Annotated in this window: 11 protein-coding genes; 8 read left to right on the top strand and 3 right to left on the bottom strand. The window is 71.8% G+C overall.

The window, feature by feature from the left end; translation table 11 throughout:
- Positions 1-2: 2 nt before the first annotated feature.
- Positions 3-1340, bottom strand: coding sequence for a jacalin-like lectin (locus JF597_RS16485; RefSeq protein WP_293994983.1), 1338 nt, complete (start codon positions 1338-1340; stop codon positions 3-5).
- A gap of 495 nt (positions 1341-1835) precedes the next feature.
- Between JF597_RS16485 and JF597_RS16480 the strand changes: the two genes are divergently transcribed.
- The gene (locus tag JF597_RS16480; protein WP_366916407.1) at positions 1836-2549 is read left to right on the top strand and encodes a lamin tail domain-containing protein; all 714 of its coding nucleotides are present in this window, start codon (positions 1836-1838) and stop codon (positions 2547-2549) included.
- A 72-nt stretch (positions 2550-2621) separates the two neighbouring features.
- Here JF597_RS16480 and JF597_RS16475 read toward each other — a convergent pair whose 3' ends face one another.
- Positions 2622-3578, bottom strand: a complete 957-nt coding sequence (locus JF597_RS16475; protein WP_293994981.1) for a ScbA/BarX family gamma-butyrolactone biosynthesis protein — start codon at positions 3576-3578, stop codon at positions 2622-2624.
- 393 nt (positions 3579-3971) lie between these two features.
- Between JF597_RS16475 and JF597_RS16470 the strand changes: the two genes are divergently transcribed.
- The 4 genes from JF597_RS16470 to JF597_RS16455 all read left to right on the top strand — a co-directional run bounded on the left by JF597_RS16470 (position 3972) and on the right by JF597_RS16455 (position 7450).
- The gene (locus JF597_RS16470) at positions 3972-4694 is read left to right on the top strand and encodes an HAD family phosphatase (RefSeq protein ID WP_293994978.1); all 723 of its coding nucleotides are present in this window, start codon (positions 3972-3974) and stop codon (positions 4692-4694) included.
- A 323-nt stretch (positions 4695-5017) separates the two neighbouring features.
- Complete coding sequence (locus tag JF597_RS16465; RefSeq protein WP_293994976.1) at positions 5018-5683, top strand: ScbR family autoregulator-binding transcription factor; 666 nt, start codon at positions 5018-5020, stop codon at positions 5681-5683.
- A 205-nt stretch (positions 5684-5888) separates the two neighbouring features.
- Positions 5889-6542 carry a ScbR family autoregulator-binding transcription factor gene (locus tag JF597_RS16460; RefSeq protein WP_293994973.1) on the top strand — a complete coding sequence of 218 codons (654 nt, stop codon included), beginning with the start codon at positions 5889-5891 and terminating at the stop codon, positions 6540-6542.
- An 83-nt stretch (positions 6543-6625) separates the two neighbouring features.
- Complete coding sequence (locus tag JF597_RS16455; protein ID WP_293994970.1) at positions 6626-7450, top strand: AfsR/SARP family transcriptional regulator; 825 nt, start codon at positions 6626-6628, stop codon at positions 7448-7450.
- A 72-nt stretch (positions 7451-7522) separates the two neighbouring features.
- Here the strand turns inward: JF597_RS16455 and JF597_RS16450 are convergent, their stop codons facing one another.
- Positions 7523-8794, bottom strand: coding sequence for an FAD-dependent oxidoreductase (locus tag JF597_RS16450; RefSeq protein WP_293994968.1), 1272 nt, complete (start codon positions 8792-8794; stop codon positions 7523-7525).
- A gap of 461 nt (positions 8795-9255) precedes the next feature.
- Here JF597_RS16450 and JF597_RS16445 point away from each other — a divergent pair, with 461 nt between their 5' ends.
- The 3 genes from JF597_RS16445 (at position 9256) to JF597_RS16435 (ending at position 12749) form a co-directional block, all read left to right on the top strand.
- On the top strand, positions 9256-10236 hold the full coding sequence (locus JF597_RS16445; protein ID WP_293994966.1) for an EamA family transporter: 981 nt from the start codon (positions 9256-9258) through the stop codon (positions 10234-10236).
- Positions 10237-10526: 290 nt separating this feature from the next.
- Positions 10527-11387: an AfsR/SARP family transcriptional regulator gene (locus tag JF597_RS16440; protein ID WP_293994963.1), complete on the top strand. Its 861-nt coding sequence runs from the start codon at positions 10527-10529 to the stop codon at positions 11385-11387.
- Positions 11388-11540: 153 nt separating this feature from the next.
- On the top strand, positions 11541-12749 hold the full coding sequence (locus tag JF597_RS16435) for an ROK family transcriptional regulator (RefSeq protein WP_293994961.1): 1209 nt from the start codon (positions 11541-11543) through the stop codon (positions 12747-12749).
- Positions 12750-12786: the final 37 nt, after the last annotated feature.

Genomic DNA, 12786 nt, shown 5'->3' with positions numbered 1-12786 from the left:
GGTCAGCGCTTCGTGTAGATGAAGCCGACCTTGTCCACCTCGTCACCGGAGCGGCCGTGGAAGCCGGCGATCTGCCAGCCCGACGGGGCGGTGCGCGTCACGCAGTCCGAGGTCGTCGTACCGCCGGCGAGGGTGCGGCCCAGGTTGGTGGTGAACTTCGCGTAGAAGATGCGGGTGGTGTCGTTGTACTTGCCCTCGCACAGGTACGCCGTCGTCACGTACTCGCTGCTGCCCAGGGTCAGCGAGGACGCGGTGCCGCCGGTGCCGCCGTGGGTCAGCGTCGTGCCGTCGGCGAGGGCGACGCCCACCTGGTCGACGCGGGAGCCGGAGCGCAGCGAGATGCTGGTGGCGCGGGCACCGGCCGCCACCTTGTCGATGTCCTGGTAGTAGTCGCCGTGCGGACCGCCGAACTGGTCGCTCAACTGGAAGGCGGCGTTCTGCGACCAGGAGAAGCCGACCGTGATCGGGTCGTGGTCGGAGAGCATCAGCCCGTCGCTCGTCAGGAACTTGGCGTGCTCGTTGTTGTACGAGGTTGCGTTGAGGCTGACGAGCTTGCTGCCGCGGTACAGGACCTTGTCGACGACCTCGCAGGTGTTGGGGACGGTCGCCCCGGACTGGTCGCAGACCAGCGCGTCGCTGCCCTTGGCCGGCGCGCTGCCGCCGCGGATCAGCTGTACCCAGGCGTCGGTGAGCCCGTTGGCGGCGGCGAACTCCGCGATGGTGTCGGCGGAGCGGGTGTAGCGGGTGTTGGTGTCACCCATCACCACGACGGCGTTGCCGGCCGAGTGGGTGCTGATGAAGTCGGTGAGCTGGCTGAGGTTGTCAGCCCGGGAGGCCTCGTCGCCGTCGTTCGTGCCCGCGTTGGTGTGCAGGTTGTAGAAGTCGACGTAGACGCCCTCGGCGAGCCGCTCGCGCATGAAGGTGAAGCCCTTCGGCGTGAGGCAGTCGCCCGAGTCGATCTGGCAGGAGTTCCAGCCGACGCGCTGGAAGTCGTCCTCGTCCCAGTCGTGGTCGGAGACGGTGTTGAGGCCGCTGCCGATACCCGCCCCGCCGCTGGTGGCGGTGCGGTAGGGGTGCGTGTCGGTGGCGTACAGGTACGCGTGGTAGTTGAAGTCCTCCTGGACGTTGACGATGTCGTACGGCGCGATGCGCTTGCCGATCTCCGTGGTGCTGGTGTCGCGCGGGGTGGGTGCGCTCGACAGGCCTTCCGGAAGTCCGGCGACGTTGTACGTGAGCACGCTGAACGTGCCCGAGCCGGCCGCCGCGGCCGGAGAGGCCGTCGCCGTGAGCCCGCCGAGAGCGGCAACCGCGGCCGCCAGACAGGCAACGAGTCTGCGCATGGGGGTTTCTCCTACGGGGAGGGTGTGCGCTGAGGGTTGTGGGCATGCCAATGAGGCACGCCAAAACGTAGCGGCAAACGCTTTCTCCCGACCCCCCCTTGTTACTAACCAGTTTGGAAATTCCTCGTGACGCACGGAAGATCGCCCGCTGCCGGGGAGCCGATCGGGTGCTGACTGTTACTCACTTTCGGGTGAACCGGGCGCTGTTCACCCCTGGGGCCGGTGGCGGCCGAGGCCGCTGCCTGCGGGGCAGAATAGGGCGAAGAGGTGTCAAATCCGCCCATTCAACTAATAAATGGACGTTACATCCGAGAGTCATAGGAAAGCGAAGGATCCGTAATAGGCGCCGTGTGTCGCCCGGTCTGTGCGCGTCGGGGGCGCAGGGTGTGGCTGCGCGGCCGACCGGTCGCCATCTCGCCCCACACACCCGGCGCGGCCTGTGGTTTCACGCGGCACGCGGCTGGAGTGTGCTCGAACCCCGCGAAGGGGGACCACGTGTCCGTTTCCGTTTCCGCGACCGCCCGCCGTCTCGGTTCCGCCGCCGCAGTGGCGGCCGCCCTGGTGGGCGTCACGGCCCTGCCGGCCGCGGCGACCGTCGCCCGACCCGCGGTGCCGCACCGCGACGCGGTCGTCATCAGTGCCGTACAGCACGACCTGCAGGGCCGCGCGGTCTTCTCCGGCCGCGCCCTGAACCGGGAGTGGGTGGACGTCACCAACACCTCGCGCCGGGAGGTGAACCTCAGCGGCTGGTCGCTGTCGGACGCCGACGGCAACCGCTACACCTTCCGCCATTACCGGCTGGCGGGGGGCACCACGGTCCGCGTCCACACCGGGGAGGGCCGGGACACCAGGACGGACCTGTACCAGGACCGCCGCTCCTCCGTGTGGAACCGCGACGCCGACACCGCCACCCTGCGCAACGACCGCGGGCGCTACGTCGACTCCGCCTCCTGGGGCCTGCACCACCGCCGCGACGCGGACGAGCGGCACGCCTTCGCCGACCGTCCCGGGGACGAGCGGCACGGCTTCGCCGACCGTCCGGGGGACGAGCGGCACGGCTTCGCCGACCGTCCGGGGGACGAGCGGCACGGCTTCGCCCACCGTCCGGGGGACGAGCGGCACGGCTTCGCCCACCGTCCGGGGGACGAGCGGCACGGCTTCGCCCACCCGGCCGTGGAGGACCGGCACGGCTTCAGCCACCGTCGCTGACCGGTGAGACATCCGCCGCCGGTCCCCGTAGAGGGGGCCGGCGGCGATGGTGTGCCACAGCGGCGTCCCTCGTCAGGCCTGGACGAGCGGTCCGCTCACCGTGGACGTGAAGACGACCTCGCCGTCCTGTACGCCGACGACGTCGACGGTCGCCGTGCCGTCGCCCCTGGCCGTCACCTCCGTGACGTCGATCCAGCAGGGGCTGTCCAGTTCGACGTAGCGGTTGAACGACGTGGACGTGCTCGCCGGAATCAGGGCGCGGGGCGCCAGCCGGGCGCAGGCGGCCTGCCGGGCGCCCTCCATCAGGACCATGCCGGGCAGGTGGTCGCCGTCGTGGTCGAACAGGATCGGGTGGTCCAGGTCCGGGGTGAGCAGCCAGCGGTCCGGCGCCTCCGTGGCCGTCAGCACCACGTCGGCCGGAGAGGTGCGGCCGACGGCCGCCGGTGGCATCGGGCCGGCCGCGACGGCCGGGCCTGCCGAAGCCGGCTGCCTCTCCGGCCGGTTGGCACGCAGCCGGGCGTAGACGGGCGGTGTGACGATGGAGTACCGCCCCTCCCCGTGGGCCACGGGGGCACCGTCCCGGAGCAGGGTGAACCCGATGCCCATCAGGCGCGCGGACGCCCGGCCGCGCGGTGCCGGGTCCGGGCAGGTCACGTCGAGCTGGAAGTCGGTGGGGCGGGAGGCGATCCGCAACCGCTCCAGGTGGGTGTGGCAACTGAGCGACCACAGCACGAAGTGATGGCCGAGCGGTACGCCGTGTTCCGCGTGCGTCACGTACATGCCGGCCTGGCGAAAGGTCTCGGCGGCCTGGAGCGGGTCGTGACTCGAACCGTCGGCGCTGTTGAAGAACGTGTGGGCGCGGGGCCACTGTCCGATGAGGGAGAATCGCCGCCTGCCGTCCTGGGCGGTGCAGCCGGTGAGGAACACCTCGGCGAGGGAGGCGCGGTGGACGTACTCCTTGGGGACCGTGGTGGTCAGCTGGGGCAGCACGGGCAGCCCGACCCCGACCCCGCTCGCGGACAGACTCACTGATGGCCCCCCGTCGGAAAGCTCTTCGCTGGCTTGAAGCTCTGTTCGACGCCTATAAGATACGGACCTCACGGTTTTCTCGGGTTGGCCACCAGGTAAAGGATGCACCCAGCGCGGTGCGACTCGATCCATGCATGACTCCGTTCAGTGGTGGTTTGGCCAAATATTTTTACTCTCAACCACGCCGAAGGCACAGCGAAAAACGGACTAACTGGCGGATGTCGGTGGCCTGTTGTCGATGGACGCGAGGTCCGCACCGCTCCCTGGAAACCCCTTCGACGGTTTCTTTCGGCCAGAATCCCGGGAGTTGGCCCGCCCGTCGCGGCACATGAACCCCACCTCGCCCCGACAGCCCCTGCATGATGGTCGAACGGCCCGCGAGAGGGAGACCCGATGAAACCATTGCGCACTCTGCGCCTCGCCGCCGTCAACATCGACGGCGTCCTGCTCAACGACAGCTTCAGTCCCGTCCTGCACCGGCTCGTCCTCAAGTACGGCGGCACGTACACCCGGGAACTGGAGCAGCGGCTCTTCTCGCAGTCCCGGCTCGCGGCCGCCAAGGTGCTGCTGGCGGAGACCGGCGCCGGGGTGAGCGAGCGGGGGGCCATCGCCGACTACTTCGCCGAGCGTGAGCAGTACGTGCGCGACCACCCCGTCCACACCCTCGACGGCGCCGAGGAACTCCTGCACCGCCTGCGCGGCCTGGGCCTGGACGTCATCTGCTACGGCGGCCTCGACGAGACCCATTTCCGCCGTCATCTGGGTGCCTGGGAGCACCTGTTCACCGCCCCGCACTACATCTGCACCGACGGCTTCCGCCCCGGCATCCGGGAGATCGTCCGGGACCGCTTCGGCCTCGACTACCACCAGGCCGTCTTCATCGACGACGTCGCCCGCTTCGCCGGTCACGCCAAGGAGCTGGACGTGCCCTTCGTCGGCCGTCCCAGCACCTTCGAACACGGCTTCCAGCGGGAGCTGATGCGTGAACTCGGCGTCCGGCACCTGGTCGGCGGCCTCGACGAGATCGACGAGGAGCGCCTGCGCACCCTCGACCGCGAGGCCGGGCTCGGCACCGTCTGGCAGGGCGCCGACTCCTCTCCTGCGCACGTGAGGTGAGCGGACGACCGCGGGGGAGGAGGCCGCACCGCCGGGTCGGCCCCGTCGCCGGCGCCGGCAGCGGCAGGGCGTAGGCAGGGCGTAGGCAGGGCGTAGGCAGGGCGGGCTTCGCCACGGGTGCCACACTTACCGTGGACGGCGGACGCACCGCCTGCTGAACTGCCCGGCAGGTCGCCCGCGCCGAGGCTCCGGTTCCCGCGCGGGACCGGGCCGGGAAGCGGTGGGACCGGGCCGGGAATCGGTCCGGCACGGCCGAAATGCCGACCCCCGATTGGGGTAAGGTACGTCACGTCCGGTTTTGTTTTGACCGAGGAGGGGTCCCCATGGCGCGTCAGGAGCGTGCGATTCGGACCCGGCGCGCTGTTGTCGAGGCCGCCGCCGCGGTCTTCGCCGAGCGCGGGTACACGGCGGCGACGATCGCCGAGATCCTCGAGCGGGCCGGAGTCACCAAGGGTGCCCTGTACTTCCACTTCGACTCCAAGGAAGCCCTCGCGCGGGGGGTGATCAACGCCCAGATCAGCGACGACTACTGGGTGCCGCGCGAGCTCAAGCTCCAGGAGTGGGTGGACATCGGCATGACGCTGGCCCACCGGATCCCCAAGGAGGTCATCCTCCTCGCGGGCATAAGGCTCTCCGCCGACCTCCAGGGACGCTCCCTGTTCGGCAGCGCGTGGCCCGCCTGGACCGAGCTGGTCACGGACAAGCTCGTGGAGGCGAAGGAGCGCGGGGAGGTACTGCCGCACGTCACACCGCGCGAGACCGCCGAGTGCTTCCTCGGGGCCTGGATCGGGACCCAGTTCATGTCCGAGGTGGTCTCCGACTGGACCGACCTCAACGACCGGATCTCCGTCCTCTACAACCACGTACTGCCGGCCATAGCCACTCCCGCGGCCCTGATCCGGCTGGACACCGCGCCCGACCGGGGCGCCCGGGTCGTCGAGGAAGCCGAGCGTCAGCGGCAGGAATCGCCCGTGCCCACCGAGGCCTGACCAGCCTCCGACCAAACCGCCCGCCTGGTTTGTCACGGGCCGGTGCCTGCGGGGCGCGTGGGTACAGCCGTCGTCGTCCGGCCGGGCCTCGAACCCCGGCAACCTACCGATCGTGCTGTTTACTGAAATTCTCGAAGCGCAATGTTGCAGGCTCAGGGGAACGGGCCGTTGGATCCCGGATCCGCCCGGACGACAGGGGGACGCGTTGGTCAAGCAGCTCCGGGCGGCCCGAACCCGGCAGGCCCTCGTTCTCGCCGCCGCCGAGATCTTCGCCGCCGACGGGTACGCCCTGTCCTCGCTGCCCGCGATCAGCAGGCGGGCCGGAGTGAGCGCCGGAGCGCTGCACTTCCATTTCCCCAGCAAGGAAGCCCTCGCGAGCGAGGTGGAGAGCGCGGCCCGGAGGGCCGTCGGGCAACTGGTCGCCGACAGGCGGCCGTCCACCGCCTCCGGACTGCATCTGCTGGTCACGGTGGTGCGGGAGGTCCTGGCCGCGGTCTCCGCCGACGTCGTCGTCCGCGCCGGATTCAAGCTGAGCGTCGATCCCTCCCGCAAGAACGGCATGGGCTTCGGCTCCTGGTGGCGTGCCTGGGTGTGCGAGGAACTGCTGCGGGCACAGCACGCCGGGGAACTGGCCGACGGGGTGTCACCGGACCGGGTGGCCGCGGTGATAGTCGCTGCGACGATCGGCTTCGAAGTGCTCGGCTCGGAGGACCGCGACCGGCTCTCCGCCCGGCACGTCGAGCAGTTCTGGTCCCTGGTGCTGCCCCAACTCGCGGCGCGAGGCGACCAGTTCGCGAGCGTCACGGTACCCGACTCCCGGCGGGCCAAGAGCCTGCCAAGCGGCCGGAGTCCCGTTTGACAAACCGTCCGCGCCGTTTTTGACTCGGGAGCCCGGGAACCGCCCCGCACCACCCACGGTGGCGGACGAGCAGGGGGGACGGCATGGACATCCGCATACTCGGCACTCTCGACGTGCGGGAGAACGGCGTCTCCGTCGTCCCGACGGCACCCAAGCCACGCCAGGTGCTCGCCGTGCTCGCGCTCCACGCCGACCAGGCGGTCACCGTCGGCACGCTGTCCGAGGAGCTCTGGGGACGACGGCCGCCGCGCAGTGCCCGCCCCACCCTGCAGACGTACGTCATGCACCTGCGCGACCTCATCGCCCCGGCACTGCGAGGGGCCGGCGACGGCGCCGGCGCGCGCACCGCCAAGGAGGTGTTGCGCACCGTACCCGGCGGCTACCTGCTCGACAGCGGTGAAGGCACCAGCGACGTAAGGGAGTTCGAGCGGATCGCCGGAACCGGATACCGGACGAGGGAGGCCGGTGACCAGCGCGAGGCGGCCCGGCTGCTGCGCGCCGCGCTCGACCTGTGGCAGGGGCCGGCCCTGGCCGACATCACCGCCGGGGAGTACCTGAGCATTCGTGTCCGGGCACTGGAGGAGAGCCGGCTGTGCGCGCTGGACCAGCGCATCGAGGCCGACCTGCGGCTCGGCCGCCACCGTGAGCTGATCCCCGAACTCACCGTGCTGGCCGACCGGCACCCCACCCACGAGAGCCTGTGCGGCCAGCTCATGCTCGCCCTGCACCGCTCGGGCCGCCGTAGCGACGCCCTGGACGCCTACCGGCGACTGCGTACCACTCTGGTGCGCGACCAGGGCCTGGAACCCTCGGCCGCGCTGGGCCGGATACGGCAGTCGGTCCTGTCGGCCCCCGCCGACGGCACCCCGCCACCCGGCACGGCGAACCCGCTCGCCAGGATCGGCTGACGGCCCCGCCAGGACCGGCTGACGGGCCGCCAGATCGGCCGACGGGCCCGCCAGGACCGGCCGACGGCTTCCTCAGACGGCCGCGACGTGCCGGGAGATGCGGACGGCGGCGAACTCCGTGCCCGCCACGAACCGCATCATCGGCCCGAACATCGGCGCCGCGAGCGAACCGGTGAAGTACAGGCCGGGCACCGACGACTCGAACGTCCCGCGCAGCGCGGGCGCCTTCGAGCCCGGCACGCACGCCACCGCGCGCCGCACCGTGGGCGACAGGAACGGCAGTGCGTCCAGGTCCAGCCGGTACCCGGTGGCCGCCAGCACATGGTCCACCGTGAGGGACTCGCGCCCGCCCCCGGGGCCCGCGACGTCCAGACGCACCTCCGGCCCGTGCACCACGGCGCCCGTGACCCGGCGCGAGGTGTGCACCGGTACGACACCTTCCACCCGGTCCCGCAGCCACCAGCCGCCCGAGGGGCCGAGCGCCCGCCGGAACAGCAGCAGCCGGGCCGCCGCGGGCAGCAGGCGTACGGCACCCGGTGACGCGCAGACACCGGCCAGGACCCAGCCCGTGCCGAGGGGAGAAGCCGGTTTGACCAGCCGCTGCGTCCAGGGCCGGGCCAGATCGGGCGTCATGCCCCAGAGCACCGTCCGCTCGCGGACCAGGACCTGCGTCTCGGCGCCTGCCTCGTGCAGCAGCGCGGCGCTCTCCAGCGCGGACTGGCCACCGCCGATGACGGCCACCCGCCGTCCCGCGTACACGGACAGATCCGTGTGGTGGCTGGTGTGCGACACGTGCGCCCGCGGGCCCGGACCCTCGGGAGCGAGCTGCCGCAACTCGTCCGGTACATGGGCGAGACCGTTCAGCCCGGTCGCCACCACGACGGCCGAGGCGGCCATCTCCGTCCCGTCGTCCAGCCGGACGACGAAGCTGGGTCCGGCCGCAGCCCGCTCGACGGCCGTCACCCGGGCCGGCTCGACCCCGCCGACGTACCGCTTCTGGAACCACTGTCCGTACCGGACGAAGACGTCGCACGGAATCGGTGTCAGCTCGGTCAGTTCCGGCTCGCCGTGCTCGCGCCGGAAGTCCGCCAGCCGGCCGCCCGGCTCCGGCGCCGACAGGTCGGTCGCGGCCGGCGTCGATTTCAGGTACATCCCGGTGGCCATGGCGTGCCGCCAACTGCCCATCACGTCACCGAAGACGCGCACCGGCACCTGCGCCGCCCGCAAGTGGGCGGCCACCGACAGCCCGTAGGGCCCGGCGCCGATCACGACGACGGGTGGCCGCCCGTGTCCGGTGACCGCCTGCTCCTGGGCAGGGCGCTGCCCCGGAAGCGACTGCGTCATGCATTCCTCCGCTGGTCTGCTCGCCGCCTTCCCCTGGGCGACGCGACACTGCGGGATGGCACGTCCGGCGTGAAACGAACGTGCTCGTCCCCCCTCCGCGGGTGAGTCTCTCCCACGGCCAGGCACCGGGAAACGATATCGACGCACGTTGGCCAAAACTTGGTCGAACTATACGACAAGTGACGTCAGGCATGTCATCGACGTGCGAGGGGTGGATACCGACGATCACGGAAGCGACAGGATCGATCCGCACGCCGGCTCCCTTCGGCCCCTCCGGTACGATCCTCCCGTGAACACCTACTGGCACGTCGTTCTGCCGCCGCTCTGCGCCTGACGGGCGCACACGCCGACGGAACGAAGCCGAGCTCCCGGCCCTGCCCTCGCGGCGGCCGAGGGCCTGTGTCGTGCGCCCGTATCGAAACCAGTCCGCAGACGGTATTCGACGACGGAAGTTCACGACTGTGCCGAACGACACCTCATCCCGCTCCGACCGCTCTTCCCGAGCGCTGGACGGCGCCACCGCCGCGCGCCCGCGTCCCCGCCGCACCGGTCCGTTCGCCGGACCGCTGCCGATCCTCACGGCCGCCGTGCTGTGGGGGTCCACCGGAACCGCCAGTTCCCTCGCCCCCGCCGGAGTGCCGGCCGCCGTCATCGGCGCCGCCGGCCTGGCCCTCGGCGGCCCGCTGCTGTTCCTGACCGCACCCGGCGGCCGCTCCCTGGCCGGGGTCTGCAACGGCGGCGAACGCCGACTGCTCGCCCTGGGCACCCTCGCGGTGGCCGGCTACCCGCTCACCTTCTACCCGGCCGTCGCACGTACCGGCGTGGCCGTGGCCACCGTGGTCGCGCTCGGCGGCGCCCCCGTCCTCGCCGGTCTCCTCGCCTGGCTCACCCGCCGGTCCCGGCCCTCGGCCCGCTGGGCCGCCGCGACCGCGGCAGCCGTCCTCGGCTGCACGGTGCTCGTCCTCGGCCCGGGACTCGCCGGTGACGGCGCGCCCGTGGACGCCCTCGGCGTGCTGCTGGCCGGGCTCGCGGGCCTGTCGTACGCCGGGTACGCCCTGGTCGGCGGGCAGCTCATCGGCCGTGGGCATGCCTCCGGCGCGGTGCTGGGCGTGATGTTCGCAGGAGCGGCACTGCTCGTACTGCCGGTGGCGCTGTGGGGCGGCGCCGGCGTGCTGCTGACGGCACGGGGAGCAGCGGTCGTCCTGTATCTGGGGGCGATCACCACCTTCCTCTGCTACCGCCTGTTCGGGTACGGCCTCGGCCACACCACCCCGCAGGTCGCGACGACCCTGACGCTGGCCGAGCCGGCCGTGGCCGCGGTCCTGGGGGTCACGGTCCTGGGCGAGCGCCTGCCGGCCGTCTCCTGGTGCGGACTGGCGGTCCTGGCACTCGGCATCCTGCTGCTCGCCGTCCCCGTCGGCACCGGCGGGCAGGACGGCTGACCCGAGCGGCGGCCAAATAACCGACCGGATGGTCTGTTTATGGTTGCTCATGGGGGGCGAAATCCCGCCCGATGTCGTCGCCGGTCCGAAGGGTCGCCGCGACGGCGCCTGACCCGTCAGTCGCCGGAACAGCCGCACTGTGCTGCCGTTTCGGCGATCGGCGGGAGGGGAGCGCACGCGTCGGACCGTTCTCGCCGGATCGCCGAAAACGGTCCGGTCGTTCGCTTGTTGACAGACCGTTCGTGCTGTTTTCTACTGGCGGAGTGTCAGAGAAGGTCAGGGAGACGCGTGTGGACATCGGGTTGCTGGGCGTACTGAACGTGCGGGAGAACGGGGTCTCCATCGCTCCGACCGCACCGAAACCCCGCCAGCTGCTGGCCCTCCTGGCACTGCGCGCCGACCAGGTGGTGCCCGTCCCGATCCTGATCGAGGAACTCTGGGCGGGTACTCCACCGCGCAGCGCCCGCACCACCCTGCAGACCTATGTGCTCCAGCTCAGGGATCACATCTCGGCGGCGCTGCGCGGGGGCGCGGATTCCGAAGCCGCGGCCGCCCGGTCCGCGAAGGACGTGCTGATGACCCTGCCGGGCGGCTACCTGCTCGCTGCCGGAGGCGGAAACAGCGACATCCGGGAGTTCGAGCGGTTGTGCCAACAGGGCTTGCGCGCGATGGACGACGGGAACCTCGCGGGCGCCGCCGACACCCTGCGCCGGGCACTGGACCTGTGGACCGGGCCGCCCTTCGCCGACGTGCCCACCGGGGCCCACCTGGCCGTGGAGGCGCGGCGGCTGGAGGAGAGCCGGCTGTGCGCCCTGGACCAGCGCATCGAGGCCGACCTGCGGCTCGGCCGGCACCGCGAACTGCTCGCCGAACTGACCGTCCTGACCAGCCGTCACCCGTCCCACGAGAACCTGCACGCCCAGTTCATGCTCGCCCTCTACCGCTCCGGCCGGCGCGCCGAGGCGCTCCTCGCCTACCGGCAGCTGCGGACCCAGCTCGTGAGGGACCTGGGGCTGGAACCGTCGGCCCGCCTGCGCCGCCTCCAGCAGTCCATCCTCGCGGCCACCGCCGACAACCCCGCCGCCCCGCCGCACCACGACGACCTGACAGCTCCGGCTCCGGGCGGGGGACCGTCTCGCGCGCACGTGTGAGGTTTCGAGCTCTCGCGGTGCAGAGTGCCCGCCGCCGAGGCCGCGCCCGAAGGGTTGATTCCGGCCAGGAGCGAGCGTATAAATAAGCAACTTTCTTTCTTACAGGCTCGTGCAGGCCTCTCCACAGGCCCTCGACGGCGAGATGGGGGCACCGTGACCCGCCGTTATCCAGCAGGTCCGCAGCGGTTGCTGCGTTCGCTCAACGGCCGTGCCGTCCTGGAGGCGATCGACGAGGCGGGTCCCGTCACGACCACCGATCTGGCGGGCCGGATCCCGCTCTCCCGGCCGACGGTCGCCGCCGCGGTCGGCCTGCTGCTGGAGCGCGGGGTCATCACCGAGGTGGGCCCGGCGACCGGCCGCAAGGGGCCGGCGCCGGCGCAGTACCGGGTGAACGCCGACTGCGCCTTCGCGATCGGCGTGGACGTCGGGCACCGCAGGATCCGCGCCGCGGTCGCCGACGTCACCGGCCACATCCGCGGGCGCGCCGAGACCGAGCAGCACGGGGAGCGGGGCGCCGAGGCGTTCGTCGGGCAGATCCTGGACATGTGCGTGGACCTGGCCGGGCAGGTCGGCCGGGAGCTCGGCGAGATCACCCAGGTCGTCGCCGGTCTGCCGGCCGCCGTCGGCCCCGACGGACGTCAGCTGTCCTACACCACCGGGCTGCCCGACGCGGGGCGCGGACTGGGCGAGGCGCTCGGCCGGGCGATCCCCGTGCCCCTGGTCCTGGAGAACGACGTGAACCTCGCGGCGCTGGCCGAGCGCACCCACGGCCTCGGCACCGAGACCGACGACTTCGTCCTGGTCAGCCTGGGCGTCGGGCTCGGCCTCGGGCTGGTGGTGGACGGCAAGGTCCGGCGGGGCGCCACGGGTGTGGCGGGCGAGGCCGGCTATCTGCCGAGCGACCGCATGATCGCGCCGGTGGGGCAGCGCCGGGATCCGGTGCAGGAACACCTCGGCGCCCGCCACATCAGCGCCGAGGCCCGCCGGCTGGGCCTGCCGGGCGACGGCAGCCCGCTCACCGTCTTCGAACTCGCCCGCGCCGGCGACCCCGGCGCGCTGGAGATCGTGGACGACACCGCCCGCAGCGTCGCCTACGTGGTGGCCTGTGTCGTCCCCCTGATCGACCCGGCGCTAATCGTCCTGGGCGGCGCCATCGGCGCCAACGGCGACCTGCTGCTCGAACCCGTCGCCCGCCACCTGGCCGATTTCAGTACGTTCCGGCCGACCGTCGTCACCTCCGGGCTCGGCCAGGACGCCGTGCTCACCGGAGCGACCACCATGTCGGCGAAGCTGGCCCGCGAGGCCGCCTTCGCCGCCGCCACCACCCCCGTCCCCCAGGCCGAGCCCTCGGCTCTGTCCTGAGAGACACCGCGGCGACGCCGTCTTGCCGGACAGCGCC

This window comes from Streptomyces sp. (genome assembly GCF_019510245.1).
Classification (GTDB): Bacteria; Actinomycetota; Actinomycetes; order Streptomycetales; family Streptomycetaceae; genus Streptomyces.
This window is presented reverse-complemented; position numbering and strand designations above follow the sequence as displayed.

What these genes read in the sequence shown, in the direction of transcription:
- JF597_RS16485 (WP_293994983.1), bottom strand. Translation starts at nt 1,340, where the DNA reads ATGCGCAGACTCGTTGCCTGTCTGGCGGCCGCGGTTGCCGCTCTCGGC.
- JF597_RS16470 (WP_293994978.1), top strand. Translation starts at nt 3,972, where the DNA reads ATGAAACCATTGCGCACTCTGCGCCTCGCCGCCGTCAACATCGACGGC.
- JF597_RS16465 (WP_293994976.1), top strand. Translation starts at nt 5,018, where the DNA reads ATGGCGCGTCAGGAGCGTGCGATTCGGACCCGGCGCGCTGTTGTCGAG.
- JF597_RS16455 (WP_293994970.1), top strand. Translation starts at nt 6,626, where the DNA reads ATGGACATCCGCATACTCGGCACTCTCGACGTGCGGGAGAACGGCGTC.
- JF597_RS16450 (WP_293994968.1), bottom strand. Translation starts at nt 8,794, where the DNA reads ATGACGCAGTCGCTTCCGGGGCAGCGCCCTGCCCAGGAGCAGGCGGTC.